Origin of the sequence: Bradyrhizobium sp. WYCCWR 13022, from assembly GCF_030435535.1 — a bacterium.
Lineage (GTDB): Bacteria > Pseudomonadota > Alphaproteobacteria > Rhizobiales > Xanthobacteraceae > Bradyrhizobium.
Genome location: NZ_JAUIZJ010000002.1, coordinates 1,154,680 through 1,180,392, shown reverse-complemented (window position 1 = coordinate 1,180,392; position 25,713 = coordinate 1,154,680). Strand labels below are relative to the sequence as shown.

At 63.9% G+C, this 25,713-nt stretch carries 31 protein-coding genes; 19 read left to right on the top strand and 12 right to left on the bottom strand.

Going from position 1 to position 25,713, the window contains the following annotated elements; genetic code table 11:
* The first annotated feature begins 13 nt into the window (after nt 1–13).
* The 8 genes from QY049_RS06885 to QY049_RS06850 all read left to right on the top strand — a co-directional run bounded on the left by QY049_RS06885 (nt 14) and on the right by QY049_RS06850 (nt 6,412).
* Entirely contained in the window at nt 14–883 is an 870-nt protein-coding gene (locus QY049_RS06885) for a branched-chain amino acid ABC transporter permease (RefSeq protein ID WP_301269215.1), read from the top strand.
* Nucleotides 880–1,884: a branched-chain amino acid ABC transporter permease gene (locus tag QY049_RS06880; protein WP_246755557.1), complete on the top strand. Its 1,005-nt coding sequence runs from the start codon at nt 880–882 to the stop codon at nt 1,882–1,884. The genes QY049_RS06885 and QY049_RS06880 overlap by 4 nt, the downstream gene beginning before the upstream one ends.
* A 2-nt stretch (nt 1,885–1,886) precedes the next feature.
* Nucleotides 1,887–2,630 carry an ABC transporter ATP-binding protein gene (locus QY049_RS06875; protein ID WP_246755556.1) on the top strand — a complete coding sequence of 248 codons (744 nt, stop codon included), beginning with the start codon at nt 1,887–1,889 and terminating at the stop codon, nt 2,628–2,630.
* On the top strand, nt 2,627–3,346 hold the full coding sequence (locus QY049_RS06870; RefSeq protein WP_258762152.1) for an ABC transporter ATP-binding protein: 720 nt from the start codon (nt 2,627–2,629) through the stop codon (nt 3,344–3,346). Before QY049_RS06875 ends, QY049_RS06870 begins: the two co-directional genes overlap by 4 nt.
* Nucleotides 3,347–3,633: 287 nt before the next feature.
* Nucleotides 3,634–3,816: a hypothetical protein gene (locus tag QY049_RS06865; RefSeq protein ID WP_194476537.1), complete on the top strand. Its 183-nt coding sequence runs from the start codon at nt 3,634–3,636 to the stop codon at nt 3,814–3,816.
* A 56-nt stretch (nt 3,817–3,872) separates the two neighbouring features.
* Entirely contained in the window at nt 3,873–4,100 is a 228-nt protein-coding gene (locus QY049_RS06860; protein ID WP_194476536.1) for a hypothetical protein, read from the top strand.
* A 256-nt stretch (nt 4,101–4,356) separates the two neighbouring features.
* Nucleotides 4,357–5,031: a response regulator transcription factor gene (locus QY049_RS06855; RefSeq protein WP_258762151.1), complete on the top strand. Its 675-nt coding sequence runs from the start codon at nt 4,357–4,359 to the stop codon at nt 5,029–5,031.
* Nucleotides 5,032–5,140: 109 nt separating this feature from the next.
* Nucleotides 5,141–6,412: a HAMP domain-containing sensor histidine kinase gene (locus QY049_RS06850; protein ID WP_258762150.1), complete on the top strand. Its 1,272-nt coding sequence runs from the start codon at nt 5,141–5,143 to the stop codon at nt 6,410–6,412.
* A 142-nt stretch (nt 6,413–6,554) separates the two neighbouring features.
* On the opposite strand, the gene QY049_RS06845 is transcribed toward QY049_RS06850, so the two are convergent.
* The 5 genes from QY049_RS06845 to QY049_RS06825 form a co-directional block, all read right to left on the bottom strand.
* Complete coding sequence (locus QY049_RS06845) at nt 6,555–8,210, bottom strand: TRAP transporter large permease subunit (protein WP_194476533.1); 1,656 nt, start codon at nt 8,208–8,210, stop codon at nt 6,555–6,557.
* 26 nt (nt 8,211–8,236) lie between these two features.
* A complete protein-coding gene (locus QY049_RS06840) occupies nt 8,237–8,818 on the bottom strand; it encodes a TRAP transporter small permease subunit (RefSeq protein ID WP_194482771.1) in 582 nt (193 codons plus the stop codon).
* A 171-nt stretch (nt 8,819–8,989) separates the two neighbouring features.
* Complete coding sequence (moaA, locus tag QY049_RS06835) at nt 8,990–10,024, bottom strand: GTP 3',8-cyclase MoaA (protein ID WP_194476532.1); 1,035 nt, start codon at nt 10,022–10,024, stop codon at nt 8,990–8,992.
* A gap of 119 nt (nt 10,025–10,143) precedes the next feature.
* Nucleotides 10,144–10,623 (bottom strand): hypothetical protein, encoded by a 480-nt coding sequence (locus tag QY049_RS06830; protein ID WP_194476531.1) that lies wholly within the window; start codon nt 10,621–10,623, stop codon nt 10,144–10,146.
* A 158-nt stretch (nt 10,624–10,781) separates the two neighbouring features.
* Nucleotides 10,782–11,456 (bottom strand): HAD-IA family hydrolase, encoded by a 675-nt coding sequence (locus tag QY049_RS06825; RefSeq protein ID WP_194482770.1) that lies wholly within the window; start codon nt 11,454–11,456, stop codon nt 10,782–10,784.
* 162 nt (nt 11,457–11,618) lie between these two features.
* Between QY049_RS06825 and rpiA the strand changes: the two genes are divergently transcribed.
* From rpiA to gor, 3 genes are read left to right on the top strand one after another with little or no spacing between them, the layout of a single operon-like run.
* Nucleotides 11,619–12,344, top strand: a complete 726-nt coding sequence (gene rpiA / locus QY049_RS06820; RefSeq protein ID WP_258762149.1) for a ribose-5-phosphate isomerase RpiA — start codon at nt 11,619–11,621, stop codon at nt 12,342–12,344.
* A 2-nt stretch (nt 12,345–12,346) separates the two neighbouring features.
* The gene (locus QY049_RS06815; protein WP_258762148.1) at nt 12,347–12,868 is read left to right on the top strand and encodes a DUF2059 domain-containing protein; all 522 of its coding nucleotides are present in this window, start codon (nt 12,347–12,349) and stop codon (nt 12,866–12,868) included.
* A 55-nt stretch (nt 12,869–12,923) separates the two neighbouring features.
* Nucleotides 12,924–14,312 carry a glutathione-disulfide reductase gene (gene gor / locus QY049_RS06810; protein ID WP_301269214.1) on the top strand — a complete coding sequence of 463 codons (1,389 nt, stop codon included), beginning with the start codon at nt 12,924–12,926 and terminating at the stop codon, nt 14,310–14,312.
* 3 nt (nt 14,313–14,315) lie between these two features.
* Here the strand turns inward: gor and QY049_RS06805 are convergent, their stop codons facing one another.
* On the bottom strand, nt 14,316–15,455 hold the full coding sequence (locus QY049_RS06805) for a glucuronate isomerase (RefSeq protein WP_258762146.1): 1,140 nt from the start codon (nt 15,453–15,455) through the stop codon (nt 14,316–14,318).
* 299 nt (nt 15,456–15,754) lie between these two features.
* Here QY049_RS06805 and QY049_RS06800 point away from each other — a divergent pair, with 299 nt between their 5' ends.
* A complete protein-coding gene (locus QY049_RS06800; RefSeq protein WP_246755555.1) occupies nt 15,755–16,063 on the top strand; it encodes a hypothetical protein in 309 nt (102 codons plus the stop codon).
* A 13-nt stretch (nt 16,064–16,076) separates the two neighbouring features.
* Here the strand turns inward: QY049_RS06800 and QY049_RS06795 are convergent, their stop codons facing one another.
* Nucleotides 16,077–16,262, bottom strand: coding sequence for a hypothetical protein (locus QY049_RS06795; RefSeq protein ID WP_258762145.1), 186 nt, complete (start codon nt 16,260–16,262; stop codon nt 16,077–16,079).
* 63 nt (nt 16,263–16,325) lie between these two features.
* Nucleotides 16,326–17,555, bottom strand: a complete 1,230-nt coding sequence (locus tag QY049_RS06790) for a carboxylate-amine ligase (protein ID WP_301269213.1) — start codon at nt 17,553–17,555, stop codon at nt 16,326–16,328.
* Between the two features lie 234 nt (nt 17,556–17,789).
* Between QY049_RS06790 and nhaA the strand changes: the two genes are divergently transcribed.
* Nucleotides 17,790–19,025 (top strand): Na+/H+ antiporter NhaA, encoded by a 1,236-nt coding sequence (nhaA, locus tag QY049_RS06785; protein ID WP_258762143.1) that lies wholly within the window; start codon nt 17,790–17,792, stop codon nt 19,023–19,025.
* Between the two features lie 18 nt (nt 19,026–19,043).
* Here nhaA and QY049_RS06780 read toward each other — a convergent pair whose 3' ends face one another.
* Nucleotides 19,044–19,673: an FMN-binding negative transcriptional regulator gene (locus tag QY049_RS06780; protein ID WP_258762142.1), complete on the bottom strand. Its 630-nt coding sequence runs from the start codon at nt 19,671–19,673 to the stop codon at nt 19,044–19,046.
* Between the two features lie 74 nt (nt 19,674–19,747).
* Nucleotides 19,748–20,092: a hypothetical protein gene (locus QY049_RS06775; RefSeq protein WP_258762141.1), complete on the bottom strand. Its 345-nt coding sequence runs from the start codon at nt 20,090–20,092 to the stop codon at nt 19,748–19,750.
* A 194-nt stretch (nt 20,093–20,286) separates the two neighbouring features.
* On the opposite strand from QY049_RS06775, the gene QY049_RS06770 reads away from it, so the two are divergent.
* From QY049_RS06770 to QY049_RS06750, 5 genes are all read left to right on the top strand, one after another.
* On the top strand, nt 20,287–20,667 hold the full coding sequence (locus QY049_RS06770) for a nuclear transport factor 2 family protein (RefSeq protein ID WP_258762139.1): 381 nt from the start codon (nt 20,287–20,289) through the stop codon (nt 20,665–20,667).
* Nucleotides 20,668–20,955: 288 nt separating this feature from the next.
* Nucleotides 20,956–21,411, top strand: coding sequence for a TerB family tellurite resistance protein (locus QY049_RS06765; protein WP_194476521.1), 456 nt, complete (start codon nt 20,956–20,958; stop codon nt 21,409–21,411).
* A gap of 2 nt (nt 21,412–21,413) precedes the next feature.
* Nucleotides 21,414–21,776 (top strand): hypothetical protein, encoded by a 363-nt coding sequence (locus tag QY049_RS06760; RefSeq protein ID WP_258762138.1) that lies wholly within the window; start codon nt 21,414–21,416, stop codon nt 21,774–21,776.
* Complete coding sequence (locus QY049_RS06755) at nt 21,773–22,411, top strand: TerC family protein (RefSeq protein WP_258762137.1); 639 nt, start codon at nt 21,773–21,775, stop codon at nt 22,409–22,411. The genes QY049_RS06760 and QY049_RS06755 overlap by 4 nt, the downstream gene beginning before the upstream one ends.
* A 41-nt stretch (nt 22,412–22,452) precedes the next feature.
* Nucleotides 22,453–23,037, top strand: coding sequence for a TIGR00645 family protein (locus QY049_RS06750; protein ID WP_194476518.1), 585 nt, complete (start codon nt 22,453–22,455; stop codon nt 23,035–23,037).
* Nucleotides 23,038–23,046: 9 nt separating this feature from the next.
* On the opposite strand, the gene QY049_RS06745 is transcribed toward QY049_RS06750, so the two are convergent.
* Both QY049_RS06745 and QY049_RS06740 read right to left on the bottom strand, forming a co-directional pair.
* Entirely contained in the window at nt 23,047–24,963 is a 1,917-nt protein-coding gene (locus QY049_RS06745) for a diguanylate cyclase (RefSeq protein WP_258762136.1), read from the bottom strand.
* A 54-nt stretch (nt 24,964–25,017) separates the two neighbouring features.
* On the bottom strand, nt 25,018–25,335 hold the full coding sequence (locus QY049_RS06740) for a hypothetical protein (protein WP_258762135.1): 318 nt from the start codon (nt 25,333–25,335) through the stop codon (nt 25,018–25,020).
* On the opposite strand from QY049_RS06740, the gene QY049_RS06735 reads away from it, so the two are divergent.
* Nucleotides 25,335–25,712: a hypothetical protein gene (locus QY049_RS06735; RefSeq protein ID WP_194476516.1), complete on the top strand. Its 378-nt coding sequence runs from the start codon at nt 25,335–25,337 to the stop codon at nt 25,710–25,712. The genes QY049_RS06740 and QY049_RS06735 overlap by 1 nt on opposite strands.
* Nucleotide 25,713: the final 1 nt, after the last annotated feature.

The window sequence follows — 25,713 nt, the reverse complement described above, 5'->3', positions numbered from 1 at the left end:
GGCGGAGGACGCGATGATCCAGGTCATATTGTTCAACGTCACCAATGGACTGATCATTGGCGCGTTTTACGTGTTGATGGCCCTTGGCTTGTCGCTGATCCTCAATCTGAGCAACGTCATCAATTTCTCTCACGGCAATTTCCTGGCGCTCGGCGGCTATCTCGCTTTCACGTTGGCGCCGGCGCTGGGTTATTGGGGGGCATTGCTGGTTTCTCCGCTGATCACGGCAATCATCGGGCTCGCGGTGGAGAGATTGATGATCCGCCGCGTCTACAACAGGGACCCGGTTTACAGCCTGTTGCTCACGTTCGGCTTTGCCTTTGTCATGCAGGATATGGCTCGCTACGTTTGGGGGCCCAATGGCCTGCCGCTCGGGTTGCCCGAATTCCTGGCACAGCCGATCAGCTCAAGCCTGTTCTTCATCACCTGGTACCGCGTCTTCATGGTCGCGGTGGTGATCATCGCGGTGCTCGGGCTATTCGCGTTCCTACGCTACACAAGGGTCGGCGTCCGCATTCGGGCCGGCACGCTCGATCTGGAGACGGTGGCTTCCCTTGGCGTCAACATCAGCCTTCTGCGGACGTTCAATTTTGCGCTCGGCTGCATGCTCGCGGGCCTCAGTGGGGTGCTTGCCGCGGGGCAGATCGGGCTCAATCCGAATATGGGGGATGACCTGCTCATGCCGAGCTTCATTGCGATCATCGTCGGCGGCGTCGGCAGCTTGATCGGCACGCTGTTTGGCGGCTTGCTGATCGGACTGGCAGCGGCCCTGACCACCGTCGTCTTTCCGGCGGCGAGCGAGGCTGTCATTTATGCGATCATGATGGTCGTGCTGCTGGTTCGTCCGCGAGGCCTGATGGGCGAAGAAGGGATGATGTCATGAGTACTGACGTCAGTCCCGGTTTGCCGACAGCCGCCGTCGCAGCAGACCGGACTCCACCTGTTCCCCGATGGATGCTGCTCGTCATCGTCTGGGCCGTTCTGATCGCTGCCCCATACTGGCTGCCTCTGGTTGGCGGCTATACCGCACTTGCCGGAAAAGTTCTGGTGTTCGGCCTGGCTGCGATGGGCCTGAATCTCCTGTTGGGATTCACGGGCGTGCTGAGTTTCGGGCACGCAGCCTATTTCGGGCTGGGCGCCTATGGCGCGGGTCTCACATTGAGGTATCTCGCGCATAGTACCCCACTTGCCATGCTTTTGGGGACGCTGCTTGGAGGGGTCGCAGGCACGCTTTTTGGACTTCTGATCGTGCGGCGCCGCGGCGTCTACTTTGCCATGTGTACGATCGCGTTCGGGCAGCTCTGTTACTATCTAGCCTATAGCTGGAATGACTTCACCGGTGGCTTCGATGGCTTACGCGATTTCCACCGCGAGCCTATTGGATTGGGTCCCCTCGGTCTGGACATCACTGAGGGTGGCAACAAGTTCTACTTCTTCTTGCTTGCCGTGTTCGCGGTCACGGTCGGGATCCTTGGTCTGTTGGTTCGCTCGCCGTTTGGTCACACCTTGAGAGCGATCCGGGAGAACGAGCGTCGTGCTCGCTTCCTGGCCATTCCTGTCGAGCGTCAGATCTGGCTTTCCTTCTCGATCTCGTGCTTTGTGACGGCGCTTGCCGGCACACTCTATGCGCTCTTGAACAACTTCGCCGATCCACTCGCGTTGCACTATTCGCTCTCGGGCTATTTTGTCGTGATGTGCGTCATGGGCGGAATGCGGACCTTCTGGGGCCCATTGGTTGGCGCAACGGTCTTCGTGGTGCTGCAGGACTATATCTCTTCGATGACGGTCAATTGGATGTCCTTTGTGGGCGCCATTTTCGTGCTGGTCGTACTTTTCTTCCCGCGCGGTCTGCTCGGTATGCGGCGCCAGGGCAAGTCGGGGTGAGCATGCTCGAAGTTCGCAACGTCACCAAGCGCTTTGGCAACCTGGTTGCCGTGAAGGACGTATCGATGATGGTTGAGCGCGGCGAACTGCGCGCCATCATCGGTCCGAATGGAGCGGGCAAGACGACCTTTTTCAACATGATCAGCGGCTATTTCCCGCCCAGCAGGGGATCGATCCTGTTCAACGGCAAAGACGTGACCGCGACGCCGGCGCACGCGCGGGTTGGGCTCGGTATGGGGCGCACCTTCCAGATTACCGAGGTGTTTCCGGAATTGACCGTCCATGAGAACGTCCTCACCGCAGCCGAGGTGGCGGCAGGCCAGACCCTGCGCATGCTGCCGAACCGCAGCGACGCGAAGATTGCCAACGACGTGGCGACGGAGATGCTTGCGGTCGTGGGATTGAGCGCCAAAGCGGACCGGCTGGTCGGGGAGCTCTCGCACGGCGACCAGAGGACCACGGAGATTGCAATGGCGCTGGCGCAATTGCCGCGCCTGTTGCTGCTCGATGAGCCGACCGCCGGGATGGGCGATCAGGAAACCTATGAGATCACCACGCTGATTCGCCGCCTGCACCGGGAGCGAAACTACACCATCGTCTTGATCGAGCACGACATGCGGGTGGTCTTTCATCTCGCCGACCGCATCACAGTGCTTGACCAGGGCGCCTTGCTAGCAGAAGGGACGCCAGACGAGATCGCCACCTCTGAGGCGGTGCAAGCGGCCTATCTGGGAGAGACCCAATGATCCCGCTCAGAGTGATGGGATTGCAGACTTTTTACGGCAAGAGCCACATCCTGCACAATGTCGGCCTGGAGGTTCATGAAGGCGAGATCGTTGTCCTGCTCGGTCGGAATGGCGCAGGCAAGACGACAACGCTTCGCAGCATCATGGGACTAACTCCGCCCCGCGAAGGCAATGTGAGCCTGTTCGGAATCGACGCCACGCGGATGTCGCCCTATCAGGTTGCGGCGCTCGGCGTGGGCTATGTTCCGGAAGGGCGCAAGATCTTCGCCAACCTGACCGTCGAGGACAATCTGCGGGTCCCGGTCACGCGACCGGGTCCGTGGACCATTGATCGCGTCTTCAAAACTTTTCCGCGGCTTGCCGAGCGCCGGGAAAATCGTGGCCGCCAATTGTCTGGCGGCGAGCAGGAGATGCTCTCGGTCGCGCGTGCCCTTCTTCTCAATCCGAAACTGTTGCTGCTGGACGAGCCAAGCCAGGGTCTTGCCCCACTGATCGTGAAAGAGGTCTTTCAGATCATCCAGACCATGCGGCAAGAGGGCATTTCAGTGCTGCTGGTCGAGCAGAACGTAAGGGTCAGTCTCACCGTCGCCGACCGCGCCTATGTGCTGGATGACGGCGCCATCATCTATAGCGGAAGCTCCTCCGAACTCGCGAGTGACGAGGAACGCGTGCGTTCCATGGCGGGCGCAAGCGCGAAGGAATGGGCCGTGAGCTAGTCTGGTCCAGATTGCCGAAACAAAGCAGTGTGGTTCGCAATGCGACGAACTCGTCGTGAGTGGTCCAAATCTGCTCCGCCGCGAGGAGGGGACTTGAAGCGTTGTGCCGCCACCTCGGGCCGGTGAGTTGCGAAGCTACAGCGCGTCCGGGAGCTCGATGGGACAGGCTCAAGAGTTACCCGTTTGCCTGCGTGACGCGTATCACAGTCTAACAGAACCGCCTGCGATACTCCTGTGACTACGAGATGAGAGGGGATGGCACCCTCCTTCGACAACGGGAGAGACAAATGACTGAGCGCAGCAGCAATCGGAACCACAAAGAGCTGGACGACCGTGAACTCGAGACCGTGTGCGGCGGCTTCATCAATGATGGCGGCTGCATCGGTCCGTGGATCGTGAATGGACGGATCACCACCCATCAGCCCGCCGGCCCGAACCCCTGGCTGCCTGGCGGCATCTTCCACGGCTGAGCACCACACCTCGACCTTTCTGACACACACACACAATCTGAACCGGAGCGACCACGATGCTGAACCTGGACCATGGAAAATCGGAAATCATCGAACTGACCGATGCGGAGCTCGAAACGATCGTCGGCGGCAACTGGCTCGGCGACGCCTTCCGCGCCATCGGCGGCGCCATCAAGGGCGCCGTCGAGTGGGTCGGCGGCCTGATCTTTGGCGGCTTGCAGGGCCCGGGCAACCTGCGCGGCCCCTTCGGCCCGGGGTCGGGGCCTGGGCATCCGCCCCTCTGATCCAATTCTCCAAACTTGCTCGCGAAACAGGAGGTCGCCTCGGTCGGCGGCCTCTTTCCTTTTCCGGCCTGATGCTTTCAAGTTGATTGGCCAAATCCGACTGACTTACATCAACCTGACGACGGCGGCCGATCGTCGTTGAAAGCGCTTTTTCGCTGGCCGGGGCGTCCGGAATGGTGGAAGAGAGCGCAGATGCGGCCTGAGCCGTAGGGTGGCACCGGAGTAGGGGCCACCGGAACATCCGGCTGGAAATGCAATGCGCCTTCTGATCGTCGAGGATAATGCCGAGTTGTCGCGGCTCGTGGCCAGCGGGCTGGCGGGAGCGGGCTACGAGAGCGACGTCGTCGGCAGCGCCGAGGAGGCGCGCGAGGCGGTGCACAATGTCAGCTATGCCGCGATGATCCTCGACCTCGGCTTGCCCGACGGCGACGGCCTGTCGGTGCTGCGCGAACTGCGGCGGCAGATGGAGCCGCTGCCGGTGCTGGTGCTGACCGCGCGCGGTGGCGTGCAGGACCGCGTCAACGGCCTGCGCAGCGGCGCCGACGACTACCTCGCCAAACCGTTCGCGATGGAGGAGCTGGTGGCGCGGCTGGAGGCGATTCTGCGCCGTCCTGGCCAGTTGCTCGGTCGCTCGCTGCGGCTCGCCAATCTCGTCTACGACACCGAGACCCGCCAGATCTTCGTCGACGACGAGCCGCGGATCATTTCGTCGCGCGAGACCTCGGTGCTGGAGATCCTGCTGCGCCGCCAGGGGCGGGTGGTGCCGAAGAAGAACGTCGAGGATCACATCTTCGGGCTCGAGGGCGAGGTCGCCTCCAACGCGGTCGAGGTGTATGTCTCTCGCCTGCGCAAGCAGCTCATCGAGCATGGCGCCAAAGTCGTGATCCATACCATTCGCGGCGTCGGCTACATGATGGCCGAGGAGAAATAGCGTGAGCTGGGCCGGATCCCGGAGCGGGTCCACAACGGGGTCGCAAGAACGATCCCGTGCCGGGTTCCTTGGACGGGCGCCGTCGTTCAAATCGCTGATCTCGCGTATCGTGTTCCTGCACATCATCGCGGTCGCGGTGGTTGCGATCTTCCTGCCGCTGGTCCTGTTCTGGCTGTTGAGTTCCGAGATCGACCAGCTGCATCGGGCCGCGATGCGAGCCCAGGCCGAGACGCTGGCCGAGCGTATCGTCGTCCAACCCGACGGCAGGGTGACGTTCAATCTGCCGGATAGCCTTCGCGGTCTCTACTCGGAAGCCTACGGCCGCTACCAGTACGACATCAGGGATGCCGAGGGCCGCCTGCTGTTCTCGTCGCACAAGAAGACGGGCAGCTTCGACTCGGACTCGAGTGCCGGCGCCGACGTGATCCAGACGATCGGCGACACCAACTTTCGCATCAAGGTGGCGGAAGACCTGTCCCATCGCGACGTCATCACCGACGACATCGTGTCCAACTTCTTCCGCCGGGTCGGCTGGATCACCATTCCCGTTCTCCTGGTCCTGCTCGCCATCGACATCATCATCTTCCGCCGCGCGGTCGCGCCGCTGTGGAAGGCCTCGGAGGAGGCGAGCAACATCGGCCCGTCACGCACCGACATTCGCCTGCCGACGGAGCGGATTCCGCGCGAGATCGTGCCGCTCGTCACCGCCGTCAACCTGGCCCTCGATCGCCTCGAGGACGGCTTTCGCGTGCAGCGCCAGTTCACAGCCGACGCCGCCCACCAATTGCGCACGCCGCTGGCGATCCTGCGCACGCGGATCGAGACACTCGGCGACGGTGAGGCCAGGCAGGCGCTGCATGACGATATCGAGGGCATGAGCCGGATCGTCGCGCAGCTGCTGGAGATCGCCGAGCTCGACACGCTGGTGCTCGATCCCGGCGAGACCGCGGATTTGCGCGCCGTCTGCGCCGAGGTGGTCGGCGCGATCGCGCCGTTCGCGATCGCGCAGCACAAGGACATCGCGCTCAAGGGCGCCGACGCGCCGGTGATGATCCACGGCAATTCCGAGATGCTCCAGCGCGCAGTGTTCAACCTCGCCGAAAACGCCATCAAGTTCACCGCGACGGCGACGTCCGTCGACGTCGAGGTCGGCGACGACGGCTCGGTGCGCGTGCGCGATTGCGGTCCCGGCGTCACCCAGGTCGAACGCGAGCTGATCTTCCAGCGCTTCTGGCGCAGGGATCGCCAGCGCAGCGATGGCGCGGGCCTCGGCCTTTCGATCGTGCGCGCCGTCGCCGACGATCACGCCGCGACGGTTACGGTGGACAATCTCCCCGGCGGCGGCGCCGAGTTCACGCTTCGGTTCAGGCTGGCGGAGTAGGGCAAGCCGACTGAGGGTTGAATGCGCGGAGGGCACCCTTCATCCGGCGCCAAAGCCGAAGCTTCGCTTCGGCTTTCTCGAGAGAACGGCGGCCGAAGGCCGCCCATGCCATCTACTCCCACAAGGGAGGGAAAAGTGACGGCTACTTCTGCGGCGGACCGAAATCGAGTGGCGGCAACTCGATCTGCGGCACCTCGATCTTGACGGAGTTCGGATCGATGTTCGACTGGGCGCCCTTGTAATGCATGACCATCGACGGGAACGCGATCACCAGAGCGACCATAATGACTTGGATGACGACGAACGGGACTGCGCCCCAATAGATCTGCCCCGTCGTGACCGGGTCCATCCTCTTGCCGGTGACGCGATCGGTGTATCGCTCCTTGGGCGCGACCGATCGGAGATAGAACAGCGCGAAGCCAAACGGCGGATGCATGAACGAGGTCTGCATATTGACGCCGAGGATGACGCCGAACCAGATCAGGTCGATGCCCAGGTGCTCGGCAGCAGGCCCCAGCAGCGGGATCACGATGAAGGCCAGCTCGAAGAAGTCGAGGAAGAAGGCCAGCACGAACACGAACGCGTTGACGAAGATCAGGAAGCCGACCTGGCCGCCGGGCAGGGAGGTGAGCAGATGCTCGACCCAGACGTGCCCGTTGACGCCGTAGAAGGTGAGCGAGAACACGCGGGCGCCGACCAGGATGAACACCACGAACGCCGACAGCTTGGCGGTCGATTCCGTCGCTTGCCGGACCAGGTCCCAGCTCAGCCGCCGTTTCGCCGCGCCGAGGATCAGGGCGCCGGCAGCGCCCATCGCGCCACCTTCCGTCGGCGTCGCAAGGCCGATGAAGATGGTGCCGAGCACCAGGAAGATCAGGAACAGCGGCGGCACCATGACGAAGGTGGTCTGCTGGGCCATCTTCGAGAGGAAACGGAAGCCGGTGAACTTGTGGATGGCCCAGTTCAGCACCGCGACGACGAACGCGAAGATGATGCCGTTGAACATGCTGAGCACCACGAAGTCGGCACCGTGCGTCTCCGAATTGCGCATCATGAGCCAGCCGAACACGCAGCTCGCGATGAAGAGCACGCCGAGCGAGCCGAGGCCGCGGCTGCCATTGTCTTCGCGGAAGCCGATGGCTTCCTTCGGCAGGCCCGGCGCGGCTTTCGGGAAGATCATGCTGACGAGGAAAGCATAGCCCGCGTAGAGACCCGCGAGCACCAGCCCCGGAATGAAGGCGCCCTCGTACATGTCGCCGACGGATTTGCCGAGCTGGTCGGCCATCACGATCAGCACGAGCGAGGGCGGAATGATCTGCGCGAGCGTACCCGATGCAGCGATGATGCCGGTCGCCATGCGCCGGTCGTAACCGTAGCGCAGCATGATTGGCAGCGAGATCAACCCCATCGAGATCACGGAAGCGGCGACCACGCCCGTCGTTGCCGCAAGAAGGGCGCCGACGAACACAACCGCGTATGCGAGACCGCCGCGGATGGTTCCGAACAGCTGTCCGATGGTGTCGAGCAGATCCTCGGCCATGCCCGACCGCTCCAGTACCAATCCCATGAAGGTGAAGAAGGGAATGGCGAGCAGCGTGTCGTTGTTCATCACACCGTAGACGCGCTCAGGAAGCGCGTTGAGGAAGTCAGGACGGAATTCGCCGAGCTCGATTCCGACCACGGCATAGAAAAGCCCGACGGCGCCCAGCGAAAATGCCGCGGGATAGCCGAGCAACAGCACGACGACGAGCGTCGCGAACATGATGGGCGCCAGATTGGCGATGATGAATGCGGTCATGATTCCCCCTGAGCCGTCGCCAACGGCTATTTCTTCTCGATCGCTTCGACGAGATGCTCGACTTCCGCCTCGATCGCCGAGACCTGGGACTCGTGAGGATCGGGAATCAACCCGCGCATGATCGCGATCCGCTTGATCAGCTCGGAGACGCCCTGAACGAGCAGGAACGCGAACCCGATCATGATCAGGGATTTGGTGGGCCATTGCGGCAGGCCGCCTGCGTTGCCCGACTGCTCGTTGATATGGAACGATCGCTCGAAGAACGGTACGCCGGTAGCGATCATGACGATGCACAGCGGAATGAGAAAGAACAGATGACCGATCACGTCGATCATGCTGCGGACTTTCTTGGGCAACGTGTTGTTCACGATGTCGATGCGGATGTGCTCATTGTCGAGCAACGTCCATGGCGAGCAGAGCAGGAATACGATGCTGAAAAGCACCCACTGCAGCTCGAGCCATGAATTGGAGGACGTATCGAATACCTTCCGCACGATCGCATTGAGCGCCGAGACAACGACGGCCAGGACGATCATCCAGGCCAGACGCTTTCCCGTCCAGCGCGTGAACGCGTCGATCCCACTGCTCAGCTTAAGGAGCGCTTGCAAAGATAGGTCCTCCCCCGATGGTGCCCCAGCCGTCTTGACTGCGCCGAAGGGGCGCGTGGCTTGTCTCGCCGCGCAGGCATGAGGCTGGCGCACCAAACCAGCGGGCGTGCCGGCAGTCAATCGGAAGTTTGTTGATATCTAAGGGGAATAGTGCCGCAGCCGGTCCATTCCTCAACCGCCGGTGACGCTCATGTGCCTGGACACGCTGGGGCGGTCGTGACGTCGGTCGATGATGAAATCGTGGCCCTTGGGCTTCAGCCCGATGGCGCGGTCGATCGCCGCCGCGAGCAGCTCATCGTCGTCCGATGCGCGTAGCGGCTTGCGCAGATCGGAGGCGTCCTCGTGGCCGAGGCAGGTGTGCAGCGTGCCCGTGCAGGTGATGCGCACCCGGTTGCAGGATTCGCAGAAATTATGCGTCATCGGCGTGATGAAGCCGAGCTTGCCGCCGGTCTCGGCGACGCTGACATAGCGCGCCGGCCCGCCGGTGCTCTCGGCGAGATCCGTCAGCGTGAACTGCTGGGCGAGGCGCGCGCGCACCAGTGACAGCGGCAGATATTGGTCGATGCGGCCCGCGCCGATCTCGCCCATCGGCATCACCTCGATCAGGGTGAGGCCCATGTTCTTGCCATGGGCCCAGCGCAGGAGATCGGGGAGCTCGTCCTCGTTGAGGTTCTTCAGTGCGACCGCGTTGATCTTCACGGCAAGGCCCGCGGCGCGCGCGGCCTCGATGCCTTCCAGCACCTTGTCGATCTCGCCCCAGCGCGTGATCTCGCGAAACTTCCTGGGATCGAGCGTGTCGAGCGAGACATTGATGCGACGGACGCCGCAATCGGCGAGCTCTTGCGCGTGCTTTGCGAGCTGCGTTCCGTTGGTGGTCAGCGTCAGCTCGTTCAGCGCGCCGCTCTGGAGGTGGCGCGACAGCGAGCGCACCAGCGACATCACGTTGCGCCGGACCAGCGGCTCGCCGCCGGTCAGTCGCAGCTTCTTCACGCCCTTGGCGATGAAGGCCGAGCAGAGCCGATCGAGTTCCTCGAGCGTCAGCAGGTCGGCCTTGGGCAGGAACGTCATGTCTTCCGACATGCAATAGAAGCAGCGCAGGTCGCAGCGGTCGGTGACGGAGACGCGCAAGTAAGAGATTGTCCGCCCGAAGGGATCGGTCATGGCGCTCGACAACGCGGCGAGGGGGCTCGCAATAGGTCCGTTCATACCAAATGCCTTGTCACTTACGGCGACGGGCGCACGTTTGCTTCAGCGGTGCTTGGAAGCAATCTAAGCATCGGACGCGGCTGAGACAATCGGGTGGTATACCTAGATTGACGCCCGGATCAGCGCTTGCCCGCGTTGGGATCGGGGAACGGCGAGCCTGCGGGCGCCGCGGCATCGGCTGGCGCTGCAGCGGGCGCGGCTGCGGCCGGTTTCGGCTTCTTCGGCCGGTGCGGCTTCTTCTTCACGGGCTTGGGCGGCACAACCGGCGCAAGCTCCGCGAACACCGGATTCGGGTCGGTGGTGACCGTCGCAGGCGTGGTGAAATTGCCGGGATTCTTGATCACGTTCACCGGCACCGTGGTCGGCTGGTACTTGAGAAGCGCGTACGACACCGTGAACGGCGCGTCGGGGGCAGGAACCGAGACGGAGCAAGGTGTCTTGCAGCCGCCGCCCAGCGAGGTCGTGGCGTCAGCCCCCGGGGGATTGGATTCGAGCCGGACCTGGACGGTCGGCGGCGCCGATTTGAACATGTCCCAAGACATCGAGGAGCAGCCACCAAGGCTCGCCCCCGCTAACGCAATCGCGATGACACGACGCATGACCATCCACTCTAACTGCGACGAACCGCCACATAACCCCGTCGGGACCTTAGGGGCGTCGCCGGGGGCAAGCAACCGGCGGAAAGCGCATAGTTAATAGATGGTTAACGCGGGGTTCCACGGGGATAGAGTAGCCATTTCAGGGCCTTGCCCGACACTTAGGCGCTCATCAGGCTGTGGGCGGCATCCGGCAGGTCACGCATATGATGGATCAGCCTATCAGGTTTCAGATCGGCGATCGGCACGTCCGTGTAGCCGAAACTGACGCCGATCACGGGAACCCCGGCGCGCCGGGCCACCCCGACATCGGTTCCGGCATCGCCGACCATGATGCTGGCTTTGACCTCGCCGCCGGCCCGCGCCACGGTCTGGCGGAAAATGGTCGGATCTGGCTTCTGCACCCCGAACGTATCGGCGCCGCAGATCGCCGCGAAACGCCTGGTCAGGTCGAGCTGATCCAGCAGCCGCTTGGACAGCCATTCCAGCTTGTTGGTGCAGACCGCGAGGCGATGGCCCTGGGCCGCAAAAAGATCGAGCGCATCCAGCAGCCCCTCGAAGGGGCGGGATTCGACCGCGATGTGGTCGGCATAATAGGCGATGAAATCCGCCGTCATCCGGTCCATGTCGGCCACGCTGACGGTGCGGCCCTCGGCCTCCAGACCCCGCTCGATCAGCTTGCGGGCACCGGCGCCGATCATGTTGCGGGCCGAAGCCATCGGAACCGGCGGCAGGCCCTCACGGTCGAGCACGTGATTCAGCGCGGTGATCAGGTCGGGCGCCGTATCCACAAGCGTGCCGTCGAGATCGAAGACGAGGGTATAGGGGGAGGTCATGCCAAAAGCGCTATCGGGCCGGCCGGGCCGGCGCAAGGGGAGGGCCCATAAGATCACCTTATAGGCCTGTTCCCAGACCTGTTCTCGGGGGAGAAACGAGGCTACATAGGCCGCCGCGAGCGACATCATCGGCAGCACTCCTTAGAGGCGGGGCGCAAAGACGTGGATATGGACCAGTTGAAGCGGCAGGCTGCGGCTCGCGCCCTGGAAGAGGTGCGCGACGGCATGCAGCTTGGCCTCGGGACCGGCTCGACCGCCAAGCATTTCGTCGAGCTGCTCGGCGAGCGCGTCGCCGCCGGCCTCAAGGTGATCGGCGTGCCGACCTCCGAGGCGACGCGCGCCGACGCGGAGCGCTGCGGCGTGCCCCTGACGACGCTCGATGAGATCGACCATCTCGACATCACCGTCGACGGTGCCGACGAGATCGATCCGGAGCTCAATCTGATCAAGGGCGGCGGCGGTGCCTTGCTGCGCGAGAAGATCGTGGCAGCCGCCTCGGATCGCATGATCGTCATTGCCGACGACAGCAAATGGGTGCCGACGCTCGGCAGCTTTCCGCTGCCAATCGAGGTGATCCCGTTCGGGCTCGGCGCGACCCGCCGGGCCATCGAGAAGGCATTTGCGGAATGCGGCGTTTCCGGGCAAATGGCGGTCCGCAAGGCCAGGGGCGGGGGCGGGGATGGCCACGTTTTCGTCACCGATGGCGGCCACTGGATCGTCGATGCCCGGCTCGGGTGCATTGCGGATCCGCCCAGCCTCGCCAGGGCATTGAGTACGATCCCCGGCGTGGTCGAGCACGGGTTGTTCATCGGCTTGGCCAGCTCGGCCGTTTTGGCGGGTGGCGAGGGAATTCGCGTGATTGAACGGCGTAAGCCGAAAGGAGACTAGGAATGAAGAGCGTTTCGAAGATCGTGCCCGCCGTGTGCCTCGCCTTCGCGCTGGCACTGGGGGCAGTGCCTGCAACCGCTCAGCAGCAGCCGGCCCCGCAGGCACCCTCTCCGGGGGCGATCGCGGCGGCGAAGGAGATCCTGCAGCTGAAGAATGCAGCCGGGATGTACGCCAACGCCGTGCCGGCCATCGTGGACAAGGTCAAGACCACGCTGATCGGGCAGAACCTCAACTACCAGAAGGATCTCAACGAGCTCGCCCCTGTGATCGCCAAGCAGCTTGCCGGCCGCGAGCAGGAGATCGGCGAGGGGATGGTGGGGGTCTATGCCGGCGAGTTCACCGAGCAGGAGTTGAAGGATCTCGTCACGTTCTACAAGTCGCCGCTCGGCCAGAAGCTGATCGCCAACGAGCCCAAGGCCATCAACCTCAGCGTGCAGGTCATGAACGATTGGGCACGGAACTTCTCCGAGGTCGTCGCAAGCGCGTTCCGCGCCGAGATGAAGAAGCGTGGCAAGGAAATCTGACAGTACCTATCTGATCGGAATCCGGATCATGTTCTAGGAGAGGTCGGAGTGGACAATGGCTGAATTCGACGTCGACCTCTTCGTCATCGGTGGCGGTTCGGGCGGCGTGCGTGCCGCCCGCATCGCGGCCGGTTACGGCGCCCGCGTGATGATCGCGGAAGAGTACCGCATGGGCGGCACCTGCGTGATCCGCGGCTGCGTGCCCAAGAAGCTGTTCGTGATCGGCTCGCATGTTCGTCACGAGATCGAGGACGCCGCCGGTTTCGGCTGGACCGTTCCACCCGCGACCTTCGACTGGCCGACCCTGATCGCCAACAAGGACAAGGAAATCGCGCGGCTGGAGGCGGCCTACACCGCGAACGTCGAGAAATCGGGCGCGCAGATTGTCAAGAGCCGCGCGGTGATCGAGGACAAGCACACCGTCCGCCTGCTCGCGGACGACAAGAAGATCACCGCAAAGTACATTCTCATCGCCACCGGCGGCGCGCCCAACCATGGCGCGGCGATCCCCGGCATCGAGCATGTGATCTCCTCCAACGAGGCGTTTCACCTGAAGAAGCTGCCGCGGCGGATCGTGATCCAGGGGGGCGGCTATATCGCGCTGGAATTCGCCGGCATCTTCGCCGGCTTCGGCTCCGACGTGACCGTGATCTATCGCGGCGACAACATCCTGCGCGGGTTCGACGAGGACGTCCGCACGCATGTCCGAACCGAGATGGAGAAGCAGGGCATCACCATCCTCACCGGCTGCACGGTGAACGAGGTCGATCGCCACGGCGAGGAATTCACCACCCATCTGTCGAACGGATCGAGCATCGCGTCCGACCAGGTGATGTTCGCGATCGGGCGCCATCCGTCGGTCGCAAATCTCGGACTGGAGAAGGCGGGCGTCGCCATCAACCCGAGGAATGGCGGCATCGCGGTCGACCATTTCTCCAAGAGCTCGGTCGACAGCATCTACGCGATCGGCGACGTCACCCACCGCCACAATCTGACGCCGGTTGCGATCCGCGAGGGCCATGCTTTCGCCGACACCGTGTTCGGCAAGCGCGAGGTGCAGGTCGATCATTCGCATATCCCGACCGCGGTGTTCTCGCAGCCGGAGGTCGGCACTGTTGGCCTGACCGAGACTGAAGCACGCGCGCAGTTCAGCCACGTCGACATCTACAAGACGACGTTCCGCCCGATCAAGGCGACGATGTCCGGCCGCGACACCCGCGTGCTGATGAAGCTCGTGGTCGACGGATCGACCGACCGCGTGCTCGGCTGCCACATCGTCGGCGACTGTGCCGCCGAGGTCACGCAAGTCGTCGCGATTGCCGTGAAGATGAAGGCGAACAAAGCCGATTTCGACGCGACCATCGCGCTGCATCCGACCGCGGCCGAAGAGCTGGTGACGATGCGCACCCCGACCGCGCGCCACGTGCGCCAGGCGGCGGAGTAGCGTCTACCCGTACAAATATCCGACCGGTTTGCCCTCGGTGCGCAGGGGACGAATGTCCTTCTGCGTGATGATCTGGCCGGCGAGGCCGTCGATCTCGTCGCGCTGCGTCGGCGTCCAGCTGCGCAGGTTGTCGATGCCCTTGAGAAGACCGAGCCGCAGGACCTGGGTGTTCTCGCCGACTGCAATGAGGCTGATCGCGCTCTTGCTCGCGGTGACGACGTCGCCGGCCGCGAGCTCAAAGGTCCCGCCTGCCTTGTTCTTGAATTCGGCGGTGCCGCGAATGATGCGATAGATCGCGACCTCGCCGTTGGCGAAGGAGGCGGCATCCACCGAAGCCGACGAGCTCTTCGGCAGCAGCGATTGGCCGCGCGGATCGGTTGCGATGATGTGGCCGGTGACGAGCTGGCCGCTCGGCGCCTCGATGCCGATGTCGCGCACGTAGACCGGCAGCGCCGATTTGATCGTGCCGCCAGTGAGCGGCTTGAACAGCGCATCCAGCGCCAGCGGATCCTGAAGCCAGAAGCCGGCATTGGCCGGGCGATCGTGCAAGGGGTGGCTCCACGCCACGCGCGGCGTCTCGGCTTCGTTGATCTGGTCGGGGCCGACGATGGTCGGGTTCGGAAAGGTGGTGGGATCGGTGATGAAGGCTTCGAGGAACTTGCCGGAGTAGCCCATCGAGATGGGATCCGGCACCACCGTCTGCGGCGTCTTCAGATTCTGTTCGGTTGGCAAACCCGACCACGTGTAGAACAGCTGGCGATGCACGATCGCGCTTTGCAGCATCACCGCGCCAGGGCCGACATTGTAGAAGCGCCCGTCATAGTCGAAGGTGAAGGCGCCCGAGGTGACCAGCACGAGCTGAAAGCCGCCGGGCGGCAGATGCAGATGGAAATCGGTCGGCCCGGTGTCGGGGCGGTAGATCGGCAGGTTCGTGGCGACTTCGTGGAGCAGGAAGGTTTCGTTGTTGGCGTGAAAGCCTTCATTCGCACGGTTGTAGAGCGCTTGCGGACGATACGTCGCCTCGAATTTCGCGCACCTGTCGCGATCGATCGCAACGAAATCCCTGGTGTTGAGGCGGAGCGGCGCGCCGTTCGGGTGGGTGAGGCCGGTGGTCTTGAGATCGCCCGCAGCATGCACGTTCATGACGTTCTCCGCTCTGCGCCATTGCCAGCTTGCGAAGTCGTTGCGAATTTTGGGCCAGTTGGTTTGCGAAGCAGCAATGGCGCCCGGCGCGTCGATGCGGTGAGGAAAAATCGGTGGCTGCACCGGAGGTTAGACCGCCCGCTCGCACTGATCTTGCGACCCTGCGCCAAGGCTCGCGCTTCGGAGGTGGCGCCGCTTTTTGTCTAATTTGTCAGCAGGCCCCGCCGTCGCGCGTGCAGGCAGCGGTTGACATTATGTTCACTTTTTGTTCTTATGCTGCGACCGAGATGGAGGCAGCCATGGACAACCGCATCAACGACATCCGCAGAACCATCAGGGCGCTTCGCGTCAGCATGCGCGAGGCCGAGGCGATCATGCACGAGCAGATCAACCGCGATGAGGACTGCAGCTTCGTGGCGCAGGAGGTCATCAAGATGCGCTCGGTCATGAGCCTGCTCGTGAAGGAGCGAACCGCGCTGGGCGATTTCGAGCCGATCCTGGTCAACAGCTTCTTCATCCCGCGGCGGCGGTCGGCACGAAAGCTCGCTGCTGCGCAGGCGGCGACCGTCGAGTCCGTGTTCCGTCCACGCCTGGTGGCGCGGGCTTGAGGCGGAGAGCGCCTCAATCAAAGACGTGAGGCGCGGCCCGATCCGGCTTGCCGGCCGGGCTGTCCGCCCACTTCGCCATCTCCATGGTCCGCATATCGACGCTCTCGCACCAGAAGCAGCTCGGCGCTGTCAGGCCCTTCTCGGACAGGATCTGGATCAGGCTGTGGCCGCAACCGGCGCACCAGGCGATGTCGGTCATTCATTCCTCGACGGCGTAGCAAATTGGGCAATGAAGTTGTCGCTGGTGAAGCTTGCGTGGGCGCTATGACGGTGCCGGAGCGCTGCGCCCGATCGGCGCGCTCGTGCCCGAGATCGTCGAAGTAGCAATCCATCGTGACACGGCTGCGATGTCGTCGCCGTTGTCGCGATAGGCGCGAAGCTGGAATTCGGCCGAGCTGCCGCGATCTACAACGGTGCGGCAGTGCTCGATCTCCGCGGCGCAGCCCAATGCGTCCGCGTCCTCGGCGATGCCGTCGATGATCCGGGTGAGCATCTCCGAGATCATGACCGGTCCGTCCTTTGATGCAAAGATGCAATCGGTGCCGTAGCGCTGGGCGCGCCATTTGTTCTCGACCGCAATGGCGCGTTCGACGACGGTGACCTCCTTCGACAGATGCGGCCGCAGATAGAGGTGGCGCGTCAGGCAGCGATAGAGCGAGGCGATCGCGACGGCGTCCTCGACCAGGGTGCAGGTATCGGGCGCACGAAGCTCCAGCGTCGGGTGCTTCATGGATGGGCACATCGCCCACCAGATGTGGCCTTCGTCGGGGATCACGCCGGAGCGCTGGAGAGCGCCGATATATTCGTCGAAGTCCTGCCTGTTTTCGAATAGTTCGGGCAGCCCCGTGCGCGGCAGCTCGGAATAGGCGGCGAGACGATAGCCCTTCAGTCCCGTCTTGTGCGAGTTCCAGAACGGCGAGGACGCCGCGAGCGCGATGAACAGCGGCAGATGCGGGAGCATCGCCCGCATCACCGCCATCCGCTTTTCGGGATCAGGCAGTTGAACATGCACGTGCATGCCGCACATCATGTTGCGGTGGCCGATGCTGCGCAGATCCTCGATCATCTCCTCGTAGCGCGGCTTCGGGCTCGGCTGCGACCTGCGCCAGACCGCGGTCGGATGCGTGCCGCAGGCCATGATGACGAAGCCATATTGCGCGGCGACGTTGGCCACCTCGCGGCGCAGGAACCTCAGCTCCTCTCGTGCGTCATTGACATCGACGTGGACGTTGGTCGCCACCTCGAGCTGGGATTGCAGCATCTCGCGCATGGCTTGTCCGCCGGTCGACCAGTTTGCGGATTCGAACAGCTCGTTGGGCGTCTGGATCGCAACCTCGAGCGTACGGCGATCGGCGAGGAAGTATTCCTCCTCGATGCCGAAGGAATATTCGGCCGCCTTGCCGCGCCCGCCGGCCGAGCGAATGACGACATGCTGCTTGTCGTCGGAGGGATCGAGGCGCAGCAGTTTCAAAACGTCCGAAGCAAATGTCATCGTGCCACCCGGCGGCGGTATTGCCTGCGGGCAATAATCCGCCTGACAGGGGTGGGTTCCGCCTCGGACCTACTGGAAATTGTAAGATCGAACGGAACAATTTTCCCTGCTTCGGATCCGAGCTGAGCGGGGTTGCCTTGACGCCCTCGTCGTGTAGAACAGCCGCGGGTGATCGCTGCATCGGGCAGCGACAGGTTAAGCGATGGTCGGGCCGCCACGCAGGATGCGTGCGCCATGAACGATCAGCTGCCCGGCAGGCACCTGCCCAAATCACCGTTTTTCGTCGAGCGAGCACTCGCGACGCTCCAGCGATTCCTGCACGTCGAGGCCGTCAGCGGCGTGGTGCTGCTGGTGGCCGCGGCGGCCGCCTTGCTCTGGGCCAACTCACCCTTCGCCCATGCGTATCATGAGGTCTGGAACCTGCCGATTTCGCTTCATCTCGGCGGCTTCGTCTTCGTCCGATCGCTGCATTTCTGGATCAACGATGCGTTGATGACGATCTTCTTCCTGGTCGTCGGCATGGAAATCCGCCGCGAGATCCACGAGGGCGCGCTCAGCTGGTTCGATCAGGCCATGCTACCGGTGCTCGCGGCTCTCGGCGGCGTTCTCGTTCCCGCGCTGATCTATCTCGGCTTCAACATGGTCCCGGGACGTAGCCAGGGCTGGGCGATCCCAACCGCGACGGATATCGCTTTCGCGGTCGGCGTGCTCGCGTTGCTGGGACGATCGATCCCCGCGAACGTCAGGGTGTTTCTGCTGGCGCTGGCCATCATCGACGACATCATCGCAGTGCTCATCATCGCATTGTTTTATACGAGCGGACTCGATCTCAACGGCTTCATCGTCGCGGCAGTCGGCGTGCTCCTGGCGCTCGGGTTTCAACGGCTCGGCTTCGGCTCCGCGTTCGCCTACGTGCTGCCTGCATTCATCGTCTGGGCGGGGTTCCTTATGGCTGGCGTCCATCCGACGCTCGCGGGTGTCCTGCTGGGCTTGATCACGCCGGTCCGCTCGGCCCGTCCCGAGATCGTGCCGCCCGTCATTCGTGTTGAAACGGCGCTGCATCCCTGGGTCGCCTACGCCGTCATGCCGCTGTTCGCGTTGGCCAATGCCGGTGTCGACTTCAGAAGTGCCGAGTTCACTGGCGGCGCGCAATTCGTGACGCTGGGCATCGGACTTGCGCTTTGCGCGGGAAAGCCCATCGGCGTGATCGGTGCGACCTGGCTTGCGGTGCGCGCAGGGGGATGTCGACTGGCGCCGGGCGTGACATGGGCCGGCGTCTGCCTCGTCGGGCTTCTGGCCGGCATCGGCTTCACCATGTCGATCTTCATCGCCATGCTCGCGTTCACCGACGAGAAGCTGCTCGATGCCGCGAAATTCGGCGTGCTGCTCGGCTCGCTCATCTCGGTGACGCTCGGCCTCGGATGGGGAGCCGAATACGCTCACCGGCAGCGCGAGCACGGCGATCACTGAAACGGCGCCGTCAGCGCGTCAGCCCGGCAGCGGGATCAGGGGCGCGACCTCGCGATCCCCGGCGTTCTCGCTCGCCGCAAGGCCGGCTGCGACGCCGATGCGATCGGCCTCGGGCCGGTTCTGGCTCATCTTGCGCTTGCCTTCGAACCTGGTCACGGGAATGCGCACGCCGACGATCCCGCGCAGCTGCGCGGCGATGAAATCCGCGGGCGCATCGTTGACCGCCCACGGCTTTGCACGCGCGCCTTCGTGCCTGTTGGTCAGCCGCGTCACGACCGCGAGCAGGCGCTCCGGATCCTGGAAGAATTCCACCGGGCCGTAGGCATGTACGGCAATGTAGTTCCAGGTCGGCACGACCTTTTCGGTCTCCTGCTTGGTCGCGTACCAGGACGGCGTCACATAGGCGTCGGGACCCGAGAAGATCGCCAGCGCATCGCCGATCGGCGGCAGCTGCCATTGCGGGTTGGCCTTCGCCACGTGCCCATACAGCACGCCATGCTCGCCTTCGCTCTCGTCGAGGAAGAGCGGCAAGGGCGTTGCGATCGGGCCTTCGCTGGTGGCCGTGACGAGGCTCGCGAGCCGTGCAGCCCGGATGGTCGCGTGAACGCTCTCGATGTCGTCGTCCCTGAAGGCCGGGGGAATGTACATGACGTGTCTCCGTTCGGGTGACGGACATAGCCGGAATCTGGCCTGCCATAAACGGCCAGTTTTGGACAATAATGTCAGTCCAGTTCGGCGACCGCCTGCGCGAGCAGCCGGCAGCCCCGTTCGATCTGCGCGACCTCCAGCGCTGAATAGCCCATGACGAGGCCGACCGTCTTCCGCGCATTGCGCCGGCCGGCGACCAGCGCGGAGACGGGATAGATGCCGACGCCCTTGGCGCGGGCTGCCTTGATCAATGCCTCTTCATGTTTCAACGGCAGATCGTCGAACCACGCCACCACATGCAGGCCGGCGGCTGCGCCTTCGATCCTGACGCGATCGCCGAAGCGCCGGCGCAGCGCGGTGATCAACGCCTGCTGGCGCTCGGCGTTGCGCCGGGAAGTCGGAGGGCGACAGCTCGCCATAGCGGAAGTTCGCGACGAGCCCGCGCAGCGCCTCGTAGATCCGGCGCGCGCCCATGCGGGCGGGATTGGTCTTCATCTGGGTCATCGATCGTCTCGGCATGGAGCAATCTCTCACGCTCGTGATCAGCACGACGTGAGAGCTGCGTTGTATATCTTCATTCCCTGGGGCACCGGCTTCAATAGGGGAGACCGAGATGGACGACCAAGCCAAATTGGCGGCGCTCCAGCGCCATTGGGACGCGTCGGACGCGAACGATTTCGAGGCCGAGCATGACATCTATCGCGAGGACGCCTTGCTCGACTATCCGCAGTCCGGAGAGCGCATCCGCGGCCGCCGGAACATTCAGCAGAGCCGATTCGCGCAGCCGAACAAGAAGCGCTTCAAGGTTCGGCGGATCATCGGCGGCGGCGATCTCTGGGTGAGCGAGTTCGTCCTGACCTATGACGGAGTGCCGTCCTACGTCGTCAGCATCATGGAATTCCGTGACGGCCTGGTCGCGCACGAAACGCAATATTTCGGCGACCGATTTGAACCGTCACCGTCGCGCGCGCATCTCGTCGAGCGGATGGGGTAGACACGCCACTGCCTTAACCGAGTTTGCCAAGACGGAACCCGATGCGGCGGCTGGTCGCACGTCGGTCACCTTGATTCCAGCTCACGCAGCTTTATGTGTGGGAAGAACAAGAATCCGGGCCCCTCTGGCGAGGACGCTGACCATGTCGGCAAAACCTCGCGATGTCGGATGACCTGTCCCGCGCGAATGCGATGGATCGGCCGATTGTCGGGCCTGCTCGAGTTCCCTCCGCCCCAATCGTCTCCATCGCAGCTCAGCGCGGCCATTTCGCAAGCATGAGGAGCGACGATGTCTGACGCCACAACTTCCACCCCGATCGAGATCACCGAGCCGCGCGGCATCAACGAGCAGGCTGCGGCGGCGCTGGTAATCGCCGGCGCGCTGGTCGCCGTAGCCGACCGCCGCGTGTCGCCGGTCGAGCGCGACGAGGTGATCCGCTTCATCAGGGAGCGCGGACTGGCGCCGCATATCGGCGACGATCGTCTGTTTGCGATGTTCGACGAGCTCGCCGAACGGCTCGAAGAGCCTGATTTCGCCAACGTCGTGATCGACACGCTGCGCCCGGTCGCGGACCTGCCGCTGTCGTCCCATCTGATCGAGCTGTCGGAACGTGTCGCGGCGGCGGACGAGAATGTGGATCCGCACGAAGTGCAGGCGATCAAGCTGCTGCGGCTGCTGACGCTGGTGCTGCCGCGCGCGAAGCCGGTCGGGCCCATCGCGGTTGGCGCGGCCGCCAAGGCGTGAGCATGAGCGCAGCTTCCGATGAGCAAAAGACCAGATCCGAGGGCCACAGCGGCCAACCGGCCGGTGGCGATCCGCGCCTCGATGCGCTGGTCGATCGGCTGCCGCCGCGCCTTGCCAACACAGTCGACTATCTCCTGCAACCGTCCAGCCGCTGGGTCCGGATTCCCTCGGGCGCGCTGCTCGTCGTCGGTGGCGTGCTGTCCTTCCTGCCGGTGCTCGGCGTCTGGATGCTGCCGCTCGGCCTCGCGCTGCTCGCCGAGGACGTGCCGGCGCTGCGTGCGTCGCGCTCGAAGGTCTTCGACTGGATCGAGCGCCGCAAGCCGCACTGGCTGGACCCGGCCGCATCAAAAGACGATCGATCATGACTGAGTTCATCACCGCCGATGCGCTGACCGCGCTGCTCCAGGTCGTCCTGATCGACCTCGTGCTCGCCGGCGACAATGCCGTCGTCATCGGCCTGGCCGCCGCCGGCCTGCCGGCCGAGCAGCGCCGCCGCGCCATCGTCGTCGGCATCATCGCGGCGACCGGCTTGCGCATCATGTTTGCCGGCGTCGCGACCCAGCTTCTGCAAGTGATCGGCCTGCTGCTCGCCGGCGGCGTGCTGTTGCTGTGGGTGTGCTGGAAGATGTGGCGCGAACTGCGCGAGCAGACCGCGCATGCGAACCAGCTTGCGTTCAGCCATGGCGGTGCCGCGACCAGCCCTGCCGCACCGCGCAAGACGTTCGGGCAGGCGGCGATGCAGATCGTGGCCGCGGACGTCTCGATGTCGCTCGACAACGTGCTCGCGGTCGCGGGCGCGGCGCGCGAGCATCCCTACATCCTGGCCTTCGGCCTGCTTCTGTCGGTTGCGCTGATGGGCGTTGCCGCCGATCTGCTCGGCCGCGTGCTGCAGAAGCAGCGCTGGATCGCCTATGTCGGCCTCGCCATCGTCGTCTACGTCGCCTTCGAGATGATCTATCGCGGCTCGCTCGAGCTCGCGCCTGTCATCGCAAGTCTCTAAACCCGCCGCCGTATTCTGCCGTCGCCCTTCCGGAGTGATCGATGTCGTCCGAACCCCAAGCACCTTCGGCGCGCCTCGCGCCAAAGCCGCCGGTCGGCCTGTTTCCGCGCCTGATCTTCGGCTCGCGCTGGCTGCAATTGCCGCTCTATGTCGGGCTCATCGTCGCGCAGGCCGTCTATGTGCTGCTGTTCCTGAAGGAGCTCTGGCACCTGGTCGCGCACTCGTTCGACGCCAGCGAGCAGCAGATCATGCTGGTCGTGCTCGGCCTGATCGACGTCGTCATGATCTCGAACCTGCTCGTGATGGTGATCGTCGGCGGCTACGAGACCTTCGTCTCGCGTCTGAACCTGCGCGGCCATCCCGACGAGCCCGAATGGCTGAGCCATGTCAACGCCAGCGTGCTCAAGATCAAGCTTGCGATGGCGATCGTCGGCATCTCCTCGATCTCGCTGCTCAGGACGTTCATCGAGGCCGGGAATCTCGGCACCACGCGCAGCAATTTCACCGAGAGCGGCGTGATGTGGCAGGTGTTGATCCACCTGACCTTCATCGTCTCGGCGATCGGTATCGCCTGGGTCGACCGCCTCAGCGAGAATGGACACCGAAAGGAGAACGGTCACGCCTGAGCGCGGGCGCTACCCGGCGAGATCCAGGTCGGCGAGCGGAGGCGAGGCCACCTCCGCGCTGTGCAGCGACGTGCTTGCGACCGCACGATTCCGGCCGGCGTCCTTGGCGCGGTAGAGCGCGATGTCGGCCTGTCGCAGCAGCGCAATGTCGTTGCTGCCGATTTCTTGCTTGTCGGCGACGCCGATGCTGATGGTCACGGGGCCGCGCGGTGCCGCGGGATGGCGGATGTCGAGATTTATGACCGATTGCCGCAACTGTTCGGCGATCTCCATCGCGCGCTCTTCCGTGAGGCCCGGCAGCACGACGGCGAATTCCTCGCCGCCATATCTTGCGGCCTGGCCGCCGGAACGCGCCGCAATCTGGTCGATCGCGCCGGCAATCTGGCGCAGGCAGTCGTCGCCGGCCTGATGGCCGAGCGTGTCGTTGAATCCCTTGAAGTGATCGATGTCGATCATCAGCACCGAGAGGACCGAATTGTGCTCATAAGCCTCGCGCAGGAAGCCGTCGAAGCTCCGGCGATTGGCGAGCCGCGTCAGACCGTCGGTGGTGGCGAGCTGTGCAAGGCGCCGGGTCGCGGTCGACAGTTCGTCTTCGAGCAGCTTGCGCTGCGTCACGTCGCGCAGCACGGCGACGGTCGAGCGCCCTTCGGGGCCGAGGCCACGGGCCGGCCGAAAATTCGATTCGAGCCATACGATGGAGCCGTCCGGTCGCCTGACGCGGAAGGTGATCGATCGCGAATGACTGCTCTCGTCAAGAAGGCTGCCGCTGTTGGCCACGATCTCGTGGTCGTCGGGGTGGACGAAATCGAGGCAGGAACGTCCGACCACCATGTCTTCGGTCATGCCGAGGGCCGCGTGAATCGACTGCGACACATAGCGGCACACGCCTCTCGCATCGAGCACCAGCACGATGTCGGCGATGTTCTCGGCAAGCAGGCGATAGCGTGCCTCACGCTCGCAAAGCGACTGTTCGAGGCGGGTACGATAGTGGAACTGCCGCGCCAGCAGTGTGGCGATGCCGGCCACGACGAGCAGGAGGACGAAGGCCACGAGCGCGTCCCGGCGCAGCGCTTGTTGCCATCCGGCAAGGATCTGCGCCTCGGATCGCGCAACGGTCACCACGATGGGATAGCGGTCGGCCTGTTCGTAGCCGAAATATTTCGCAATCCCGTCGAACGGCGAGGTTATCCTGTAATAGCCGACGGGATCCTGCTTCAGGCGCGTCTGAAACAGCGGCGTGCCTGAAAGGTCGCGGCCGCTGGAGCCCTCCGGCCAGCGTGCCAAGACCTTGCCGTCACCGGTGATCAGGCTGATGGCGCCATGCTCGCCGATCCGGAACGACTGATAGAAGCCGGCGAAATAGTCGCAAGGAATCGTCGCCATGACGATTCCGGCAAATGCGCCGGTCGCCGCATCGCTGATGCGTTTCGACAGCACGATGGTTGGAAGGCCCGTGGTTCGGGACTTGAACGGGCCGCTGATGCGCAGCTCGTTGCCGGGAGTATCCCGGTGGAAGTGGAAATAAGCGCGATCCGCATTGTTGTGCGTTTGCAGCTCTCCACTCGAATAGATCGCATCGCCGTTGACGTCGAGCACCTTGATCTCGCGGAGCTGGGGCAGCGAGCGCACAGTGTTTGCCAGATAGGCATTGAACCGCGCCGCGCTCTCGGGCTTGCGATATTTGAGCAGATCGACGAGGCCGCCCATCGCGACGTCGGGAGCCTGGAACGAATGGACGGCGTGCTGGGTCAGCGAATGCACGAGGTTGCGAACGTCGTCCTCGTTGCGCGTCAACGCCATCTCGCGGCCAAGGGCGGCCTTCCACGCAACCAGGCCGAGCACGCAGGCGCTCATGAGCACGACGAGCGCCCACACGACCATGGTCGGATGGTGCTGAATCCTGGCGTGAAGGCGTCGTGACGGCATCGGGCTCGACCTGTTTGCGTCCGGCGATGATCGCCGCCCGGCGTTGCCGACTGCCTAACTCTCGCGCGTGTGCACAGCGGGAACTCGCCGCGTCATTAACAGAACGTGGAGGAGAATATCGGAAAGGAGAAAAATGCCCGTATTTGACCGGGCTTTTTCACCGATGCGCGAGCGCGCCCGTAAAATGACGGCCTCGCGCAGCGTCTCGGAGGGGGCTTCGCCGAACGCTCGCCTGTAGCCCACCGAGAAGTCGCCGAGGTGCCAGAAGGCGTTGCCGAGCGTAGATGGATTCCAAGGAATGCCCGCTAGACCTCTTTCGGCATTATCGCTATATCGTTCGAGATATAGCGATATGCGCTTCGGAGCGTTCAATGGAAATCAAGGTGAGGCAGCTCACGACCTGCGAGGTGGCGGCCGACGGCGGCGCGATCTCGCTGGGCTTCGAGGATGTGACAGGCAATCCCGCCGCGGTCAGCGTCTCTCTCAACCAGGTCGGCGCCCTGATCATGACGCTGCCCGGCCTGCTCGAGGCGGCGCTGAAGACCCGCTACGGCGACCAGAGCCTGCGCTATGCCTATCCGCTGGCGTCCTGGGTGCTGGAACAATCCACCGACACGACCCAGCGCATCATCACGCTGGAAACAGAAGACGGTTTCAAGGTCCGCTTTTCGATCCCGGAGGCCGAACAGTGCCTGCTCGGTGAAGCGCTGACTCAGCCGATGCCCGAGACGACGGTGCTGCCGAACTGAC